Source organism: Microcoleus sp. CAWBG27, from assembly GCF_020883145.1.
Taxonomy (GTDB): Bacteria; Cyanobacteriota; Cyanobacteriia; order Cyanobacteriales; family Microcoleaceae; genus Microcoleus.
Genome location: NZ_JAHREU010000021.1, coordinates 1 through 18,772 on the forward strand (window position 1 = coordinate 1; position 18,772 = coordinate 18,772).

22 protein-coding genes are annotated in these 18,772 nt (G+C 45.9%); 5 read left to right on the top strand and 17 right to left on the bottom strand.

Going from position 1 to position 18,772, the window contains the following annotated elements; all coding sequences use genetic code 11:
- Nucleotides 1-99: 99 nt before the first annotated feature.
- The 3 genes from QZ938_RS14115 to petB all read right to left on the bottom strand — a co-directional run bounded on the left by QZ938_RS14115 (nucleotide 100) and on the right by petB (nucleotide 2,522).
- Nucleotides 100-795 carry a hypothetical protein gene (locus QZ938_RS14115; RefSeq protein ID WP_293352178.1) on the bottom strand — a complete coding sequence of 232 codons (696 nt, stop codon included), beginning with the start codon at nucleotides 793-795 and terminating at the stop codon, nucleotides 100-102.
- Between the two features lie 392 nt (nucleotides 796-1,187).
- Nucleotides 1,188-1,670 carry a cytochrome b6-f complex subunit IV gene (gene petD, locus QZ938_RS14120; protein WP_293352176.1) on the bottom strand — a complete coding sequence of 161 codons (483 nt, stop codon included), beginning with the start codon at nucleotides 1,668-1,670 and terminating at the stop codon, nucleotides 1,188-1,190.
- Between the two features lie 183 nt (nucleotides 1,671-1,853).
- Nucleotides 1,854-2,522 carry a cytochrome b6 gene (gene petB / locus QZ938_RS14125; RefSeq protein WP_293142998.1) on the bottom strand — a complete coding sequence of 223 codons (669 nt, stop codon included), beginning with the start codon at nucleotides 2,520-2,522 and terminating at the stop codon, nucleotides 1,854-1,856.
- 589 nt (nucleotides 2,523-3,111) lie between these two features.
- Here petB and ctpA point away from each other — a divergent pair.
- Complete coding sequence (ctpA, locus tag QZ938_RS14130) at nucleotides 3,112-4,401, top strand: carboxyl-terminal processing protease CtpA (protein ID WP_293352174.1); 1,290 nt, start codon at nucleotides 3,112-3,114, stop codon at nucleotides 4,399-4,401.
- A gap of 637 nt (nucleotides 4,402-5,038) precedes the next feature.
- Here the strand turns inward: ctpA and QZ938_RS14135 are convergent.
- Nucleotides 5,039-5,452, bottom strand: coding sequence for a hypothetical protein (locus QZ938_RS14135; RefSeq protein ID WP_293342759.1), 414 nt, complete (start codon nucleotides 5,450-5,452; stop codon nucleotides 5,039-5,041).
- A 280-nt stretch (nucleotides 5,453-5,732) separates the two neighbouring features.
- A complete protein-coding gene (gene psaM, locus QZ938_RS14140; RefSeq protein WP_015174804.1) occupies nucleotides 5,733-5,828 on the bottom strand; it encodes a photosystem I reaction center subunit XII in 96 nt (31 codons plus the stop codon).
- A gap of 374 nt (nucleotides 5,829-6,202) precedes the next feature.
- Here psaM and QZ938_RS14145 point away from each other — a divergent pair, with 374 nt between their 5' ends.
- Complete coding sequence (locus QZ938_RS14145; protein ID WP_293352172.1) at nucleotides 6,203-6,973, top strand: TerC family protein; 771 nt, start codon at nucleotides 6,203-6,205, stop codon at nucleotides 6,971-6,973.
- Nucleotides 6,974-7,109: 136 nt separating this feature from the next.
- Here QZ938_RS14145 and QZ938_RS14150 read toward each other — a convergent pair whose 3' ends face one another.
- The 11 genes from QZ938_RS14150 to QZ938_RS14200 all read right to left on the bottom strand — a co-directional run bounded on the left by QZ938_RS14150 (nucleotide 7,110) and on the right by QZ938_RS14200 (nucleotide 14,665).
- Nucleotides 7,110-9,008, bottom strand: a complete 1,899-nt coding sequence (locus QZ938_RS14150; RefSeq protein WP_293352170.1) for a M48 family metallopeptidase — start codon at nucleotides 9,006-9,008, stop codon at nucleotides 7,110-7,112.
- 124 nt (nucleotides 9,009-9,132) lie between these two features.
- Nucleotides 9,133-9,336, bottom strand: a complete 204-nt coding sequence (locus QZ938_RS14155; RefSeq protein ID WP_293352168.1) for a hypothetical protein — start codon at nucleotides 9,334-9,336, stop codon at nucleotides 9,133-9,135.
- Between the two features lie 184 nt (nucleotides 9,337-9,520).
- Nucleotides 9,521-9,649, bottom strand: coding sequence for a hypothetical protein (locus QZ938_RS14160; protein ID WP_293352166.1), 129 nt, complete (start codon nucleotides 9,647-9,649; stop codon nucleotides 9,521-9,523).
- A gap of 337 nt (nucleotides 9,650-9,986) precedes the next feature.
- The gene (locus QZ938_RS14165; RefSeq protein ID WP_293143039.1) at nucleotides 9,987-10,649 is read right to left on the bottom strand and encodes a Na(+)/H(+) antiporter subunit B; all 663 of its coding nucleotides are present in this window, start codon (nucleotides 10,647-10,649) and stop codon (nucleotides 9,987-9,989) included.
- On the bottom strand, nucleotides 10,646-11,248 hold the full coding sequence (locus QZ938_RS14170; protein ID WP_293352164.1) for a DUF4040 domain-containing protein: 603 nt from the start codon (nucleotides 11,246-11,248) through the stop codon (nucleotides 10,646-10,648). The genes QZ938_RS14165 and QZ938_RS14170 overlap by 4 nt, the downstream gene beginning before the upstream one ends.
- On the bottom strand, nucleotides 11,245-11,547 hold the full coding sequence (locus QZ938_RS14175) for a monovalent cation/H(+) antiporter subunit G (protein ID WP_293352162.1): 303 nt from the start codon (nucleotides 11,545-11,547) through the stop codon (nucleotides 11,245-11,247). The genes QZ938_RS14170 and QZ938_RS14175 overlap by 4 nt, the downstream gene beginning before the upstream one ends.
- Entirely contained in the window at nucleotides 11,544-11,795 is a 252-nt protein-coding gene (locus tag QZ938_RS14180) for a hypothetical protein (RefSeq protein WP_293143050.1), read from the bottom strand. Before QZ938_RS14180 ends, QZ938_RS14175 begins: the two co-directional genes overlap by 4 nt.
- The gene (locus tag QZ938_RS14185) at nucleotides 11,792-12,175 is read right to left on the bottom strand and encodes a Na+/H+ antiporter subunit E (RefSeq protein WP_293186457.1); all 384 of its coding nucleotides are present in this window, start codon (nucleotides 12,173-12,175) and stop codon (nucleotides 11,792-11,794) included. The genes QZ938_RS14180 and QZ938_RS14185 overlap by 4 nt, the downstream gene beginning before the upstream one ends.
- Nucleotides 12,176-12,606: 431 nt before the next feature.
- Nucleotides 12,607-14,049, bottom strand: coding sequence for a cation:proton antiporter (locus tag QZ938_RS14190; RefSeq protein ID WP_293352160.1), 1,443 nt, complete (start codon nucleotides 14,047-14,049; stop codon nucleotides 12,607-12,609).
- Nucleotides 14,050-14,057: 8 nt separating this feature from the next.
- Nucleotides 14,058-14,393 carry an NADH-quinone oxidoreductase subunit K gene (locus QZ938_RS14195; protein WP_293143060.1) on the bottom strand — a complete coding sequence of 112 codons (336 nt, stop codon included), beginning with the start codon at nucleotides 14,391-14,393 and terminating at the stop codon, nucleotides 14,058-14,060.
- A gap of 53 nt (nucleotides 14,394-14,446) precedes the next feature.
- Nucleotides 14,447-14,665, bottom strand: coding sequence for a hypothetical protein (locus tag QZ938_RS14200; protein WP_293352158.1), 219 nt, complete (start codon nucleotides 14,663-14,665; stop codon nucleotides 14,447-14,449).
- A gap of 316 nt (nucleotides 14,666-14,981) precedes the next feature.
- Between QZ938_RS14200 and mnmG the strand changes: the two genes are divergently transcribed.
- Nucleotides 14,982-16,898 carry a tRNA uridine-5-carboxymethylaminomethyl(34) synthesis enzyme MnmG gene (gene mnmG / locus QZ938_RS14205; protein ID WP_293352156.1) on the top strand — a complete coding sequence of 639 codons (1,917 nt, stop codon included), beginning with the start codon at nucleotides 14,982-14,984 and terminating at the stop codon, nucleotides 16,896-16,898.
- Nucleotides 16,899-17,828: 930 nt separating this feature from the next.
- Here mnmG and QZ938_RS14210 read toward each other — a convergent pair.
- Nucleotides 17,829-17,957 carry a hypothetical protein gene (locus QZ938_RS14210; protein ID WP_293143069.1) on the bottom strand — a complete coding sequence of 43 codons (129 nt, stop codon included), beginning with the start codon at nucleotides 17,955-17,957 and terminating at the stop codon, nucleotides 17,829-17,831.
- 101 nt (nucleotides 17,958-18,058) lie between these two features.
- On the opposite strand from QZ938_RS14210, the gene QZ938_RS14215 reads away from it, so the two are divergent.
- A complete protein-coding gene (locus tag QZ938_RS14215; RefSeq protein WP_293352154.1) occupies nucleotides 18,059-18,388 on the top strand; it encodes a UPF0175 family protein in 330 nt (109 codons plus the stop codon).
- Nucleotides 18,381-18,740 carry a type II toxin-antitoxin system RelE/ParE family toxin gene (locus QZ938_RS14220; RefSeq protein WP_293143075.1) on the top strand — a complete coding sequence of 120 codons (360 nt, stop codon included), beginning with the start codon at nucleotides 18,381-18,383 and terminating at the stop codon, nucleotides 18,738-18,740. Before QZ938_RS14215 ends, QZ938_RS14220 begins: the two co-directional genes overlap by 8 nt.
- Nucleotides 18,741-18,772: the final 32 nt, after the last annotated feature.

Genomic DNA, 18,772 nt, shown 5'->3' on the forward strand with positions numbered 1-18,772 from the left:
CAGTAGTATATTGTAGGATGATTTGTCTTGTGAAATAGTCTTTGGCGTCATGTATCCTATTTTATAACACTTTTTTTACTCTGCTTACTTTTTTCTCTCCTACCCCGAATTATTGAGCGGATACCTAAGTTGCACTAATTTAGCCAGATCAGACAAGTATAATTCTCTGTTTATGCAGTCATTAATGTAGTCAATAACTATCTGCATTTTGCTGGCGTCTGAACTACCTTCAAAATCTAGCAAATTAGGTTTTTGCGAATAACGGCACAATATGTGGATTGAAAGCGCATTTTTGAGCGCATCGACATAAAGAGTACCGTTTAATCCACCTGATTCTAATTCCGTTTTGAGGGTCAAAGCAATTCCATGAATCAACGGATCGCGGATTTGCCATTGCGGTATAATTTCAATGGGATTTGAATTTGTTGATTCACAAACTGTATTGTCGAAGTCGGTAGGGTTGAGAGCGAGCGCAATAAATTCATGCTCTTCGATCGTATGTAGACGGTAATTATTACCAGCAGCACCGATGAACATATCTCCATTGTACCAGCGTTCGCTATTGTGGTGTTTCCCGTTCTCTATTCCTTTTATTATTGCTGAATTGAGCATCAAGCCAATTGCGTGCTGTTGGTAATATTGTTCGGGATATTCGGTTGGTGGCTGACAGTGATATTCGACATGAATTCCTTCCCATTTTGCGCCATGACTCGACAGGATTGCGGGACGCGGGAAAATCAATTTCATCTCGTCTGTCTGGGCAAAATCGAGAATTAACGGTTTGTCTGAGGACATAGCTTACACCTGCGGTAGTGGCTATTATTCTATATGTCTGAAGTTCCCCCAGTTATACGAAAGATACCCAGGGCTTACGCCACATATTCTCGGTCTGTTTGTCCAGCCTTCGCAATCTAAATTAATGGAATTTGACATGAGGGGCCGGGCGGTTTTATTCTCACGATAGAATATATAAAACTACCAAAAGTATCGCTCAAAGGTCGGCTCGCGATCGGGCCAAGGTACGTAGTTGCGCTTAAGCGCTCTTAGCTTATATTATCAAAGAGCGCTGAAGCGCAATTACGTACCTAAACGGCTCTCAAATAAAATGACGCCCGCTAAAGTTTCCTAACAGTACAGCAGCACTTTACAGGAAACCCGCGGGCGTCAAAATTAGACAAACTTAAATCTTAGAACAGACCGAGCGTGAAAGATTTGTCGATCGGGAAAACAGCACCAATACCCAACCACAGAGTTACCGCAGTTCCCAAAAGGAAGACTGTAGTAGCCACAGGGCGGCGGAACGGATTTTGGAACTTGTTGACATTCTCGATGAACGGAATCAAAATCAAGCCAACTGGAACACCAGCCATGCAAGCAATTCCCAACAGTTTGTTAGGCAAAACGCGCAGGAGTTGGAACACAGGCCACAAATACCATTCCGGCAGAATTTCTAGCGGAGTAGCAAAGGGATTAGCAGGTTCGCCAACTAAAGCTGGGTCAAGTACAGCCAAACCGACGCACAGAGAAATTGTTCCCATGATCACAATGGGGAAAACGTACAGCAAGTCATTGGGCCAAGCTGGTTCGCCGTAATAGTTGTGACCCATGCCCTTAGCGAGCTTAGCGCGTAGCTCTGGATCGCTCAAATCTGGTTTTTTGATAATAGACATAGTGAGAGTGTTCTCCTTTTAGTTTTACCCGGGCTTGGCATTCCGCTGTACTCGTTAGTCCGAATCAGCGGCGCGATCGCAGGAAGTATTGACCCTAATAAATATCATGAGAGATGAATTCTGAATTTTCAACCCAAAATTCCGCAGGGGGGCAAAAAAAATACCGCCCCCACAACTCAAAATTTACAACGGGCCAGAAATGCCTTGCTTGCGAATCATCAAGAAGTGAGCCAGCATGAAGACGATAATCAGCCAAGGCAACACAAAAGTGTGCAAGCTGTAGTAACGGGTCAAAGTGCCTTGACCTACGCTGACACCGCCGCGCAGCAGTTCCACCAGCAAAGAACCGACAAACGGGATAGCTTCGGGTACGCCGGAAACGATTTTAACGGCCCAGTAACCGACTTGATCCCAAGGTAGCGAGTAGCCTGTCACACCGAAGGAAACAGTGATGACTGCCAAGATGACTCCAGTCACCCAGGTTAATTCGCGGGGCTTTTTGAAGCCGCCGGTCAAGTAAACCCGGAAAATGTGCAGAATCATCATCAGTACCATCATGCTGGCAGACCAGCGGTGGATGGAGCGGATCAGCCAGCCGAAGTTGACTTCATTCATCAGATATTGCACTGAAGAAAAAGCTTCTGCTACCGTGGGACGGTAATAGAAAGTCATGGCGAAGCCGGTGGCAAACTGGATTAGAAAACAAACTAGAGTAATTCCGCCCAAGCAATAGAAGATGTTGACGTGGGGAGGTACATACTTTGTAGTGATGTCGTCTGCGAGCGCCTGAATTTCCAGGCGTTCATCAAACCACTGGTAGGTTTTTGATTCGGTGATTTGTTTAGAAAACATGGAGCCAGAATTCCTAAAAGAATATTGCTGTGGTTGAGGTTCAGGGCAGCAGCCACAAGGTTTTTTTGTCGCCCCGCGCCGAGCAGTTGGCTTTTACTAGCAAATGCCTGAGGCTATTTTTAAATTTGGAGCTCACGAAAGGAAATCTATTGTGCGATCGCCCGCGAGCACTGGGAAACTAAACTAGAGCTGATCCCTACTCGCTGGCGTTGCGCGATCGAATTCCAGAGTGTGATAAAAAATGTAACATAATTGCTGTACAAATTTCACGGAGCGATGCTTTTGTCTTCGTCTGAAATAGCATTTTTTGCCAGCTCAACATTCGCCCCAAGCTGGCATACAGCCAAGAGCCGAGCCCAGGAGCAAAGTCCGAGCCGGCCGAGGCTGGCCCAGCCGTAAAATTTAATATTCATGATAAAACTTCACTAAATTTGCAATTTAATGTTACAATGAGCTAATTTTTTGTTCGCGGCTGGGCAATGATGAATCCTGAATGTCTCCGGGACAGTTGACTGCACAAAAGCTTAAAAGCTTACAAACTTAAAATACAGGAAATGCCATACTTGCCTATCTTTGACACAAAAAAATCATGCAGAGACGAGTTTTCCAGACAGCAATTATCTTCTTTCTCCAAGTCGTCCTGGTTCTAGGCGCATGGGCTCTTCCGGCGGCGGCGCTAACTCCAGAACAGCAGTTGTTGAGCGAAGCTTGGCGAATTGTCAACCGCTCTTATGTGGACGACAGCTTCAACTCGAAAAACTGGTGGTCGATTCGCGAAAAAGCCGTCAAGGAACCGCTCAACGACAGACAGCAGACTTACGCGGCGATTCAAGGGATGCTGGCAAATCTTGACGACCCTTTCACTCGACTGCTCAAACCAGAACAGTACCGCAGTTTGCAGGTCAACACTTCGGGAGAATTGACGGGAGTTGGGCTGCAAATTGCGATCGACCCCGAGACAAATACCCTAACAGTAGTGGCTCCTTTGGCGGGCTCGCCGGCGGATAAAGCCGGCATTCAACCGCTCGATCGCATTTTGAAAATTGACGGCACTCCTACCTCAGAATTGAGCCTGGACGAAGCTGCAACTCGAATGCGCGGCCGCATCGGCACTGCTGTTACCTTGACCTTGGGACGCGAAGGAAGGGAGGTTCCTGAAGACGTTGAGCTGGTGCGCGATCGCATTGCTTTGAATCCGGTTTACGCCGAATTGCAGTCGGGGCCGGACAAGTTACCGCTGGGCTACATTCGCCTGAGTCAGTTCAGCGCTAACGCCACTGAGGAAGTCGCCCACGCGATCGATCGTTTGGAAAAACAAGGCGCCGCCGCTTACATTCTCGATTTGCGGAACAACCCAGGCGGGCTGTTGCAAGCTGGGATTGAAATTGCGCGCCTGTGGATCGATTCCGGGACGATCGTCTACACGGTCAACAGACAAGGCATTCTCGGCAGTTTTGAGGCTTCTGGACAAGCCTTGACTGGCGATCCGCTGATTGTTTTGGTGAACAAGGGAACGGCCAGTGCTAGCGAAATTTTGGCGGGTGCGCTGCAAGATAACGGCAGAGCTCAACTGGTGGGCGAAAAGACTTTCGGCAAAGGACTGATTCAGTCGCTGTTTGATTTGTCCGACGGTTCCGGGTTGGCTGTAACTGTTGCTAAATACGAGACACCAAACCACACGGATATTAACAAATTGGGGATTTCGCCCGATCGCGCAGTGCCGCTAGAACCGATTGCGCGCGATCGAATTGGCACTGAAGAAGACTTACAATATCAAGCTGCATTGCAACTGCTAAAAGAAAAAACTGTGATGGCAAAGACGGCGGTTGAAACCGCGCCCAGACAAACAATGTCCGCCTCTGCCGACAGAAGACAATAAAGTAATTTCAACCACCGTTTCTTCAACCCGCACGCCTGCGGGTTTTGTTTGGGGGCCAATTCCATTCGCCCGCTCTTGTGCGTGCGCGGTGCAGATCCTACAACAATCTTCAGAGTGAAGTACCCGACTCTGATGCTACGCATACAGAGCGGGCTTCCAGTTTCATCGGTCAATGCCACGTTAGGGAATCTCTCACGAGAGTTCGTACCGAGTACGATGATGGTCTTACTTGTCCTCCGGAGGTTTGGTACACTTGTGGCGACCCTGACTCCCTTCTTCAGATTGCTCTACTACCCTGGCAGCAACCCTGCTTCCCAAGGTTGTGGATTTTAATAAGGGCAAACGCATGGAGGATTTACGGAAATATCCGACCAGCAGAACTTGTTTCTTTCCCGTTGCTCATGCTCGTTCCAGGGCGTAAAGCTTTTTGTTTTCAGCCATGCGGGTGGGTCAACGACCATCTGTACTATACCAAGTTTTCTCGCTGCGTTTCTAAGAGATTGGCATTTCTTCATCGATGCCAATTCCTGATGAAGCGTTGCGCCCTGTCGTCGGTCAAGGCATCAATTCTGAAATGCCCTGGCTTTCATCCCGACCCTGAATCCAAGATTACAGCGCGGGACTTCCCGCCGAATCGTTAAGGTTGCGGGGTAGATTCCTCAGAATCGGGTGCTTCGGGTTCCTGCAAAATCACCGGGCGTTGCTGGGGATCGGCTCGATTGCTTTGCTCTTGCATCACAGTTTTAGCGAGACTGGGGTCAAAATAGCGGTTAAAGTCCGATCGCGACTTATCGACTCGCGCTTGAGTAAGATTCACTTCAGCTTGGATTTCGTGCAACTTTTCTTGGACTCCCCGGTAGTGGGGCCAAAGCTGAATCAAAGCAGAAGTCGCACACACTGACAGAACTACATTAACTGCTAACTTGACTCCTGTTTCGGCGGCGAGCGTTTGATGAGGGTAGGAACGCTGGCTGCTGCTGCGACGAGGAGTAACCCGAGGGGGAGTTTTTACAGGACGTAGTGGGGTAACGGTAGGTTGAATCGCTTGCATAATTTTTTTTTCAAATACCTGAGACTGACTTTTTAGAGCTGACCACAGAAAATTCTGAGTTTAACGCACACCCGCCCCTGTTTGTCAGGGTGCTCGCAGCCCAAATTTTTGAGACTGGGTGACGGCTGAGGACGGAATTTCCCAATAAAAATGCCTGCCCTTGCAGTCTCGTCTTCGTGACCACAAACAATCTACTGCACGATGACAGCAATTGTCTGTAATTTCGAGATTTAACTAAGGAGGACAGGCGACGGTGCGGTTCGCTACTGGTGTCTCGAAACTACTTGTACAGTTCTGTTGACAGCCGGAAAGCCAAGATTCCCGGAATCAAAGCAATTACGAGCGCTACGTAGACTTGGGTATCTGTTAAAGACATATGAGGAAAACTCCATTTTACGGGCACGAGCTTTCATCAATTTGAGACAAATTGGCGCTTTTGGGAATCTTTTGTTACAAATCGACAAGTAATTCGGCGCCGTTGGGGAGGAGTGGGAGAGGGGATCGCGGGAGATGGGGAAAATCTTGATGGTTGACTTCTGGTTCTCGGAGCGAGATCGATCGCTTAAATCCGCTACATCCGTTAAAATCCCGTAGATTGCTTGTTGCCGAACTGCCATAGCGATCGCGATCGCCCGCGACAAAGTTACCGCACTAGGTTACGATAAGTGAAGGTGACACTCATTTATAAACAGAGCCGGTGATTTGCGCTGAGCTCGACCCTTGCAAATCGTTAGGTGCACAAAATAATTAATGCTAGATCAATTTCTCGAGGCTTCACCCAATTTGGGAGTTGACACCTTTTTTTTATTGTTGGTTTTGGTAGCTTTGGAGGCGGTGCTTTCGGCTGACAACGCGATCGCCCTGGCATCTATTTCCAAAGGTTTAGAAGAACCCAAGCTACAGCAACAAGCTCTCAACATCGGTTTGATAATTGCTTTTGTACTGCGAATAGCACTAATTTTAACGGCGACTTGGGTGATCCAGTTCTGGCAGTTTGAACTGCTGGGAGCCCTGTATCTGCTGTGGCTAGTTTTCCAGCACTTTGCCTCAGAGGCTGACTCTGATGGAGAACATCACGGCCCCAGATTTGCGTCTCTGTGGAAAGCAATTCCAGTAATTGCTCTGACGGATTTAGCTTTTTCTTTGGATAGCGTTACAACTGCGATCGCGATTTCTGACCAAACTTGGCTGGTGTTGACGGGCGCGACAATTGGCATCATTACCCTGCGATTTATGGCAGGCTTGTTCATCCGCTGGCTCGATGAGTTCGTACACCTTGAAGATGCTGGCTACATTACAGTCGGTTTCGTGGGAATGCGATTGCTGGTGAAAGTAATTAATGAGAGTTTAGTACCTCCCCAGTGGCTGGTAGTTTCTTCTATCGCCTTAATGTTTGTCTGGGGATTTTCTAAGCGCACTCCCGATCCGTTAGAGATTGCAGAATCTGCGGAAGTTGCTGTCAATCTGCCGGATGCAGAAGTTAAAGTCCCGGAAGCGCAAGCACAGAATTCCGAAATTTAAGGAACGAAAATGGCGTTGCTGATTTACGGTATGAAAGGCTAAATAGGTCTGTCATAGAAACCAGTATCCACAAAGGTTTTGGATTTTAAACTTATTTTTTTCATACCATGATTAAGCAACGCCAAAACTGATAGCACTAACGTTTCAGGATTAAAGACCCTTCCACTAGGGACATCTTTTTTTGCAAATTGCCGGAACTACTGTGATTCAAAATGATGACATAAGCTTGAATAGGAAACTGCAAACTTTTCGCCAGCAGGTCGGCCACATTTTGAGCCGCATTCTCATTTTCTATCAAACCTCGTTTGCGAACGATTCCTAGGATACATAATTTTTTTTCGGGAAAGTAGGTGATAACTTTCTCTACCAAATAAGCTTCTTCAACCTGTGAATAGGGAGCCAACTGTTGTTTTAGTTCATCTACTTCTGATGGTTCTAGAGTATGAGGTTTGAGTTGGTCGCGATCGCTCGCGCTAGCTCTTTCCTGTTGAGCTTTGAGCAGCAACTGAGAATGCTTCTCGGCTCGATCGCGATATTTGTCTGCTTTGTCAGTTTGACCTCGTTGCCAGAAAAAACAGTAAATTAGCTCGCAGCCGTCTATTACCCAATCGATCCTTTGTGTCATAGCCTTTTCCAGGCAAGCAATACCTACTGGATCGTCCTTTTGTAGTAAGATCTGCCCGAGGCTATAGTTGGCTTCTGCACAATCGGGGTGAGTTTTTAAGACATCTTGCAACAAGGGAATTGCTGCTTCACCACCTCGCACTTCTAATGTGTAATGGGCTCGTTCCCATGCTTCTCGTTCATCCAGTGCTTGCACTTGTGCTTTTTGCTCTAAAGCTTGCAGTTTACTTTGGATTTCTTGGAGGTAAGCATACTGCTGCCGCCAAGGTGTCGATGCTGCTTCTTTCCAATCGCGATCGAACTGGGTAGCAAACTGTTGTAAGCTGTTTCCGAGAAGATGTTCTGCTGCACTTGTTTGTATGGTTACTGACTGAAGCAATTTTGGCGATCGAGTCCTCAGATAACCTAGGGATTTGAGTCGATCGCTCAGACAGGGATGGGTGTCTGCATTATCGGTCTTTTCTGCCAGAGCCTGCTCTAACCATAGATTGGTCTGTGCTTCTGCGATCGCACCGTGCAGGAAAGTCAACATAGAAGAATAAGCATTGTCCGGCGGATCGACCCGATCTGCAACCTGCTTCTGGATATCTGACCAAAAGGAACTTTCTAGAAAACGGGCTTTGATTTTTATATTAATTAGCGCCTCAGCCGCATGGCGTACTCCAGCGAGTTGGGCTGCACAGCGATCGGCTTCGTACTCATCCATCCGTGCTAGGGTAAAAGAGTAGGCATTAAAGGAAGGCCAATACCATTCTAGGAAGCTATTAAACAACTTTGATGCCCCATGTTGCTCGGTCTGGTATAACCGTTCGTAAATCTGCAACCAGGTTTTGCGAATTCGATAAATCCATGCCGCGAAGCGAGAATGATTGCCCGAGAGATGTCCTAATTCGTGTGCTAGAACTGCTTTAAATTGTTCCAAAGACAAGGACTGCATCAGGGGAAGTCCCAGAAGCAAGTAGTTTTTTTGCCAGCCAAAGATACCCAGCCGCGGAACTTGAACGACTGCTGCATTGAATTCTCGATTCAACAAGATGTTGTGGAATCGGGGAGCCTCAAGTTTAGCGGTCAATTCGTCTACCATGCCGAATAAGTGAGGAACTCGATCGCGACTGAGTTTCAATCCTTGAGGATGGGGGAAAGTTACCCAGAGCGATCGCACAATTGCCCATGCCGGAATCAGTAACAAAATGCCAAACTTAATGATGTAACCATTGATGTGATGGCTAAATATCATCACAAAGACTAACAGCCCGATCAGTGCGAATAATCCAGCAAGTATTAAAAAGATGTAGGCATAACCTAATACGGCAAACAGGGCTACTCGCAAGCGGTAACTTCCCGGATGACGCTGCGAGAATTCTTCCAAATTTTTGACTAATTTATCAAACTCTTTCTGATTGATTGCCATAGGAAACAGTTGTTTTATATGTGCTGATGGCCAATTGCATTAATTGCACAAAAGTATGATGGGCTCGAGGTTTCTGGTTTTGTATAACCAGCGCTAATAACTCGTCGATGCCAACCAATAACCTTTATAGGTTAAACTCAATGCTGTAAATGCTGTTTAAGTCAAGATTAATTATTATTCCCACCCATCCTAATTCAAATTTTTGGGATGGTCGGGCGGTGTTTACAAAAATTGATGGGAGTTGTCGGCGAGATGAATTGGGAAGTTGCGATCGCTCTTTGTATATAGTGCGTTCGTCCTGGTTGCTCTCGTGAGCGATCGCAGACATTACTCGATCGACCTAATGGAAGTAGAATTAGCCCTATAGGAAGGTAGCTATCTGCGATCGGACGTGGCGATGCTTAGGTTGGGGAGATAGCGACGGGTAGAGGAAGTGGTTCAGGTGCTGTCTGGGGAGGTGGCGGATGTGAAGAGATTTGTTGGGTAAAGTGCGATCGCGCCAAAGCTACTGTCTAAATGTCGATCGCCACTATTTTACCGCGATCGCCTGTATCGACTTGAGGCAGGACTTGAGATTGATAAATCCGATCGCCCGCTACAGCAAATTCTTGTTTGCTGTAGCGGGGTTGTCGGGCTATCATCGTTTTACCTGGTTTCAACGTTTGCTGTTAATTAAATGGAGTGACGGGTGCAGACAACAGTAGCTGAGTCTTTTCAACAATTGTTACGCGGGAATTTGTAGCGACTTATAGAATGCATTTGACATCTTTGAGTTTTTGGGTTGGGTGACGAGAAATATAGAGAGAAACCAGTTTCTGATATTTACGCAAGGGGCGAGAAACCGGGTTTCTACGAGTTTTTGGGTTGGGTGACGAGAAATATAGAGAGAAACCCGGTTTCTGATATTTACGCAAAATAGATCTGAAATGGGTTCTATATGGATGAATGAGAATCCGATCGACATCCCCTAAAAATCCATCACAACAAACCGCGATAGCGAATAAAAATCAACACCACCGCCCACGAGCCCAAAGCAACCTTTACAGCCACCAAAATATTCAGCAAAGGCACTACACCACCACTCACCAAAGCGCCAAACTGTCCGTGCGGCAACTCGTACCCACACAAAGTTATCGCAGACAACACCACAAAAACCAATACCGAAATCTTCTCCCAAGTCGCCGCGTGCGATCGATCGTAAATCCGCTGCATCCACTCCGATGACGAAGTAATCGCCACCAAACCGATCGCAGTTCCCCCCGCGACACCCGCTGCAAAACCGCCTCCCGGAGTCAAATGTCCCCGCAGTGACAATTCAATACTCACCAAAGCCGCAATAGTCGCTCCCAAACGGGCTAAGACAATTGAAGGTTGATCGGTAAACTGATAAATTGTGCAGGATGGTCTTTCCGTGGCTAACAGAAAATTAGCGCCCATAATGGCGATCGTAAATACCACCACTTCAAAAATCGTGTCATAAAGGCGATTGCGGAAAATAATCGCCGATACTGCATTCGGAATTCCGCTATCTTTGACAATCAATTCTACGATCGCCAAACCTGATAAACCTGACGCTGGATTGGCGAAAAATAGCATTTTAATGTAAAGCACTATTCCCGCCGCAATGTAAACCCATTTCATTGAAAATCCTCCGCTAAATCTGTAGCATTTTTGTAAGCCAGACTGGTATTTACTGATGAAATTTCGGCTTGCATGATGTCATATAGCCGTTGGATTCTAGTCACAGTTTGATAATGTTTGGTTTCTGGATCGCTATCTAACACAGGCACACAAGTTGCATGAATTTCTTTTTCCATCAGGGCGCGATGTAAACCCTCCACACTTGTGAAAGGTACTACCTCAATCCGGAGATAATACTTGCTAAAAATCCGGCGAAAATCCTTCATCAATGAGTTAAAATCGCGGGGACTCTCTACCGTCAACTCTACCTTCAAAACATCACCATCCGACTCGACTTTCTCTTCTTCCAACACGCCCAAACGCATCACCAAGGACGATCGCACTGCCACCGCATACAGGGTTATTGCCAACATGGTACCCATCAAGGCTTCCGTCAAAGCCACATCCGCCGCCCCAAACACTGAATATACCAATGCTGCGATCGCACCTAATATGCCGCGAATGACTAGGGCATGGTAGGGATTAGCCTGAACTACTACCATACAAGCAGCCAAGGGCAACAGCGCAGTTAAGATATAGATATAGCTATCATCATTCATAATGTCTCTGTGGGAAACTCCGTCTGATTTTCTTGCTCTTCACTCGAACAATGCGCCAACACATATCCCAGCATTGTATTCCAAATTGCTAAGGAAAGAATTGCCAAAGTTAGCAGCGGCCATCTACTAGGTATTTTGATCAGCAGCCCGAGCACGATTAGGATCGAACCCAAGGTATCGGCAACCGAAAGACTGTGTAACTTAAATAATACCGATCGCTTGCCGACTAGGTGAGAAGTTCCCCAAAACCAGAAGAATATTCCTACACCAAAAAATATATAACTCACCACATCAATCATAAATCATCCATTCGTTTTATTATGTGTGCTAACAGCATTAATCCCGCATTTCCCACAGTCAGGATAATCGCCCCTACAGCGCCAATCATCCAATCGTCACGCAAGACAGAGATGAACAAAGTCATAATTCCTGCCTTGGTGGAAATACTGCCCAAGGCTAACATTTTCTGCCAAATATCATCATCCGTCAATGCCTCGTACATGGGGATGAGCATGGCTGCAATCATCGCAATTAAGAGCAAATTCATGGTTTTTTAATCGGGAAAACCCGGTGAACTTCGTAGCAGCCTTCTTGGTTGTGTCTCACCACAATTGTTTTGGGCGTAAACGTAATTAGGAATACATCCAAAAATATCATGATTGGCGATCTTTTCATTTTTGCCCGTTCCAAAATCATGTCTTCTCCGTTATGGGGACGAATGATAATTTCAAAAGCCTCAATGTATGCTACCGGAATCGCAATCAGGATTTTTTTGAGCATACTTAGCCATTCCTTGATCCTTTCCGGGGATGTATTGCCGCGGGGTAGGAGAAATGCGATCGCTATACCAATGATGATATTTGGCACCGTGAAATCGGCGGTAAGCAAAAACCAAATTGTCAATCGTAATATCAAACTTCCAATCATCTTTTTTCCTTGTTAGATTTCTCGCACAACTCTGGGATTGGTACAAAAACCGCAGATATCAGGCAGATAAACAGACAGCCACACAGATAATTACAAGATTCTTTCTACTTTTACTAGAAAGAATTGGTTTAAAGCCTCTCCCTTGTAATCGATAAATTAAGATCAGACTGTTGATTTTTCCAATCCTTTTCCTTCCAGGTAGGGGTGGCTATCAACTGTCAACTGTCAACTGTCCCAGATCAACTGAATGAACGGAGGTTTCTTGGATACCCTTACTGTTAGCGATCGCAAGGCTGCGTCTCACTTTTGAAGAGGGCGAAGCATGACCGCATATAAGCTATTACTGATAATCTCATATTTACTGCGGTCATTCTTCGCCCCTACACACATATTTACCAAACTGAGGTGCATCCGATCGCAATTTCGATTGTTTAAGTGTGGGTTCCTGTCGCTAATGCCATCCAAAACAGTACGATCAAGGTTAGAGTCATCACACCTACTAGATGATCGAATTGCTCGGCTGCACGCGGCAGGGCGATCGCTAACCGTTTAATAATTAAAACATAAATCAGCCACCCGATCGCGATCGTCCCCACTGCTTTGAGGATACTTTCAATGCTATAAGCATCTAAGTACGCTACGTTTGCGATAATTAGCCCGCCAATTAAAAGGATGACTGCTGGCCACAAACCTGGCTTGACTTCTTGTTTCTCTCCGCGAGGTATAAAGATGAATTTGGCGAAGGATATTGCTGTACCTACGGCGGCTATATTCATGGCGATTACCTGCCAAGGTAACAGATTTTTCACCGTCAATACTTTGGCTCCAAATCCTGCCAACAAGGGAAAGCCAGAAATAGAAAGACTGGCGATAACTAGAGCAATCCAAAGACTAGGATCGATCGGCTTAGATTGCAATTCCTTGAGGCTGCGGCTTGGTAAGGAACCGGCAAGTAAGAAGAGGCTTGATTTAACTAAACCGTGAGCGAGAGCATAAAATCCGCCGACTGCTGGTGCTGCTAGGATAAAGCCTAACTGGGAAATTGTGTGAAAAGCCAGCATCCGTTTGGTATCTTTTTCAAAGACGGCATAGGACACTCCCATTAAAGCTGTTGCTACGCCAAAAATCCTGACAATAGTATCAATGTCATCGGAAACCAAAGCACAGCGCAATAAAGGTAAGATACTCGCTTTGATGACTATTCCTGAGAGTAAGGCGGAGACTGGGGTTTCTGATTCTGAGTGAGTTAGCGGCAGCCAGAATCCCGATACAAAAATCCCGCCTTTGAGCAATAATCCTAGAAAAATCAGGGCTAAAGCTTCTGGTGGCGCACCTTTTAAACCGTCAAAAAGAAAGGAATTATGTTTTTGATATACTAGCACCGCGCCCACGAGGTAAAATAGCATGGCGGTGTTGCTGACAAACAAATAGCGCAAGGCTATCCATAAAGAGCGATCGGTGCGAGGATATGCCATTAACAGAAAAGCTGCAATCCCGCTGACTTCTAAGGCGACATATAAACTGACAAAATCTGCACAGATAAAGGTAGCATTTATACTGCCATGCAGAATAATCATCTGCGAGTAAAAGAAGGCTGATTTACCACTGTGCCAACAGTAGAAAATCACGGCAGCAGTTACTATGGCATTTGTCAAGATAAAGTAGGCGCCTAACTGATCTGCGACTACTTGAACGCCGAAATTATCCAGTAAGTTGAGTTTGAGGGGCGATTTTTCGAGAAATAGTTGTAGCGCGTAGCCTGCTGAAACAAACGTGACTGCTAAGGCGAGATATTTGTCAAGCTTGGGAAGTAGATAAATGACGAATCCGATAAAAAATGGTATTGTCAGCCAAGCGATCGTAATAATATTCATGGATAGGTTTACGGCGTGTTATTTTTCTCGATCTCGCTGGTTTCCAATGTGGGATTATCCCGTGCTAGTTTCATCACACCTACCAGCATCAGGGCTTGAATCGAAAAGCCGATGACGATCGCAGTTAAGATGATCCCTTGGGGGACTGGATCGGCAAAAGCTCTATTTTTGACATCTCCCATAATTGGCGTGAACAAGCCATTTAGGGATGCAATCACGACATAATAGGCAATTACACCGGTGCTCATCACGTCCATAGAGACGATCTTCATCACCAGGTTCTTTTTAAGGATGATACCAAAAAATCCGCACAATACTGTGGCAAATACAAAGGCTTCTAACACGGAAATTTTTGTTGCTTAAGGTTTGGTGACAATGATACATTACTTGGGCGCTACTAATAAAGTAGGGCGAGTCGATCGATTTGAGATTTGAGATTTGGGATTTTAGACTGACTCGGCAAGTAATGCGATCGAGGTTGGGAATCAGTCCTATAGCGGTATTGGTTTTGGGAACCGATGTTAAATGGGACTACAGGGTGTAACTGGGGCGCGCGTGTAGGGCGATCGGGCGTGCAGGGCGATCGCCCGATGCAGCAGAATGGGAGTACAATCAATGATATTTCTATTCAAAGTGATGCGCTGAGTGGACACAGGGCTGCGCTATCAGCCCGCCTCGAAACGGGAAAGATACTGGTTCCACAAAAAAAAGGATTTTTTTGATTTATTTATTATAAGGTGAAAATCTTGTCTGCTTCGGAACAGGCTCTCCGGCCAGTTCCACAAAAAAAGATTTTTTTGATTTGTTTCTTGTCGGTGGAATTATCCCCCGCTACCAATTATTTGCCAAATATTATGGTCTTTTTCTGCTTACCTAATTATCCAAATTACTGCTAAAATAAAGTACGAGTCCTTGCCGCTCAAACGCAGACCATGACCGCACAAACCCCCGTACAATTTCAAGACAGTTTCGACATCATCGTAGTAGGTGGCGGACACTCCGGCTGCGAAGCCGCCCTCGCCACATCTCGCCTCGGATGCCGCACGCTTTTACTCACCCTCAACCTCGACAAAATCGCGTGGCAACCCTGCAACCCAGCCGTCGGCGGCCCCGCTAAAACTCAACTTACCAACGAAGTCGATGCCCTAGGCGGAGAAATCGGCAAAATGGCCGATCGCACTTACCTACAAAAACGCATCCTCAACGCTTCGAGAGGCCCCGCAGTTTGGGCGTTGCGAGCCCAGACAGACAAGCGGGAATACGCCGCTGTCATGAATAATATTGTCGAAAATCAAGAGAATTTGACCATCCGCGAAGCAATGGTTACAGACTTAGTTTTGGGCAAAAACGAAGAAGTCATCGGTGTTGAAACCTACTTCGGCGTCGGCTTTGGATGCAAAGCCGTAATTTTGACAACCGGAACTTTTTTAGGTGGCACAATTTGGGTAGGCAACAAGTCGATGCCGGCCGGACGCGCCGGAGAATTTGCTGCTGTCGGTTTGACAGAAACTCTCAATCGTTTGGGCTTTGAAACCGGACGGTTAAAAACAGGAACTCCGGCAAGAGTTGACAAGCGCACTCTCGATTATACTAACCTGGAACCCCAGCCGGGAGATACAGATGTTCGCTGGTTTAGTTTCGATCCAGAAGTTTGGGTGGAACGGGAACAAATGCCCTGCTATTTAACTCGAACCACGCCGGAAACTCACCAGTTAATTAGAGATAACTTGCACCTTTCTCCAGTGTACGGCGGTTGGGTTGATGCGAAAGGCCCGCGCTATTGTCCGAGTATTGAAGATAAAATCGTGCGCTTTGCAGATAAGGAAAGCCACCAGATTTTTATTGAACCGGAAGGTAGGGATATTCCTGAACTTTATATCCAAGGATTTTCGACTGGTTTACCGGAAAGTTTGCAGTTGCAAATGTTGCGGACTCTTCCGGGTTTGGAAAAGTGCGAGATGATGCGGCCTGCTTATGCTGTGGAGTACGATTATTTGCCTGCAACTCAGTGTTATCCAACTCTGATGACGAAGAAGATCGAAGGCCTGTTTTGCGCGGGTCAGGTGAACGGTACGACTGGATATGAGGAGGCGGCTGCACAGGGGATTGTCGCAGGTATTAATGCGGCTAGGTTTGCGAAGAATCAGGAGATGATTGTGTTTGCCCGCGAGCAAAGTTATATCGGCACTTTGATTGACGATTTGTGTACGAAGGATTTGCGGGAACCTTACCGGATGTTGACTTCGCGATCGGAATACCGGCTGTTATTGCGATCGGACAACGCCGACCAACGCTTGACCCCGCTTGGACGGGAAATTGGCTTAATTGGCGATCGTCGCTGGGAGTTATTTGAGCGCAAACAAGCTAATATTGTGGCGGAAAAAGCCCGTTTATATTCAACTCGCGTCAAAGAACATGAAGAGGTTGGTAAAGCAATTTTTGCTGACACTCAACAAGTGATTAAAGGTTCAATAACTCTGGCTGATTTGCTGCGCCGTCCCGGTTTTCACTACGTCGATTTAGAACGCTACAATTTAGGCAATTCGAGCCTACAATTGGCTGAGAAAGATGGTGCAGAAATCGAGCTCAAATACTCGGGTTATTTGCAAAGACAGCAAAATCAAATCGATGACATTGCCAAACACGAACGCCGCCAATTACCTGCGGATTTGGATTATATGGCAATTACAACTCTATCGAAGGAGTCGCGAGAAAAGTTGACTAAAATTAGACCCTTGACTATTGGTCAAGCGGCGAGGATTGGCGGGGTGAATCCGGCTGATGTTAATGCTTTGTTAATTTATCTGGAAGTGCAAAACCGCAAGCAGCCGGCTGCTGTGGGAAAATGAATACATAGAACCACAAAATGGCTCGACTTTGCCTTGATTGTTGACTGAATTGTACGGGATATCAGGACACGGCAATGCCGTGTCCGGCGTGCGATTTGGCAACTTTTAAGTCGCTATGCCATACTAGATTAGAGAACATCACAGCTTATACCATTTTTCTTAAATATCGATAGAGATCGACGACAACAAGAGATTGTAATTTATAAACCAATACGGTTGACTTAACGCTTTTGATAAATTTCATCTGACGATTTTTGGATTATAAAGAGGTGAAATAGATCTTAAGAAGATTTTACCGCAGAGAACGCAGAGAACACAGAGAGGGGAGGGACAAAAGGTTTTTTTACGACATCCAAAACCCTCGCAATACTCTTCCCTCTGCGCCAAAAGCGCCCCAATACGGTTCAAAACTCTTCTCTTGATGGAGTGGATTATAATTTAATACGGTTTACTTAACGCTTTTGATGAATTTCATCTGAGGATTTTCTGGCAATACAGCCATTTTGGGCAAGTCAGATTTTTTTTAAGTAAACTGTATTGATTTATAAACTTTCTCTTTTTGCAAAAGTCTGTCATAACTTGAAAAAATGGTATAACCAGGTACGTAGTTGCGATGCAAGCGCTCTTGGGGCTGGGGCCTAGCAACATACCAATACCATTTTTATAACGATAGATAGAGAGCGACGACAACAAGAGATTGTAATTTATAAACTTTCTCTTTTTGCAAAAGTCTGTCATAACTTGAAAAAAATGGTATAACCAGGTACGTAGTTGCGATGCAAGCGCTCTTGGGGCCGGGGCCCAACAACATACCAATACCATTTTTATAACGATAGATAGAGATCGAGGACAACAAGAGATTGTAATTTATAAACTTTCTCTTTTTGCAAAAGTCTGTCATAACTTGAAAAAAATGGTATTATTTAATTCTCATTCGTTACTCGTTAGGTTGCTCGCATCCTCTGTGGAACACTTTACCATTCCATAAGGATTCAACCACATTAAGGATTCACCTTCTTGACCGATCGTCGCCCACAGCGCCAGCAGACACTCAACCAAAGATAACGAATATTTTCAACATCTTGCCCCGCATCCTGCCTAACCTCTTCAACCATTTCAACTATGTTCTAAAATAAAAACAGCCGCCATCAGCGCCCACCATGCAAATCACCCTGACTCTACCCGAAAGCCTCACCCAAACCGATACCTTCAACCAGAGTGACTGGCTGCGGGAAATCGCGATCGCCCTTTGTCAACAAACCAACCTCACCCTCGCCCAAGCCGCCCAACTCGCCCAAATTTCCCCACCAGAATTGCAACAACTGCTAGCCAACCGCGCCTTTGCTGCTGCAACAACTGAAACTGACGAAATCGACCCCGACAACGAACCGGAGGAACTCATTTTAGAAAGTCTCCATCGCTCCCTCCAACAAGTTCGTGATGGCAAAGTTCATCCCATTTCTGAACTCTGGGATGGCATCGATGTCTAATGACTTAACCAACTTCGAGATCCTATTTTCTGATGAATTTAAAGCTCGGCTGCGAACCCTAGCAAAACGGTATCGCAGTATTCAAGCCGACTTACAATCACTGATTAAGGAACTCCAATCTGGCAACTTAGTCGGCGATCAAATTGTGGGAACTGGATACACCACTTTCAAAGTTAGACTCAAAAATAGCGACATTCAAAAAGGTAAAAGCGCCGGATATCGTGTTATCTACCAACTCAAAGAAGCAACCATCATTCTTCTAGTTACTATGTACTCGAAGTCAGATGAAGACAGCATTGCTACCGACAAGATTCGCGACATCATTCTCAATTTTGACAACACAATACCCTAATTTATCTCCTGATTTTGGATCAGAGCGCACAG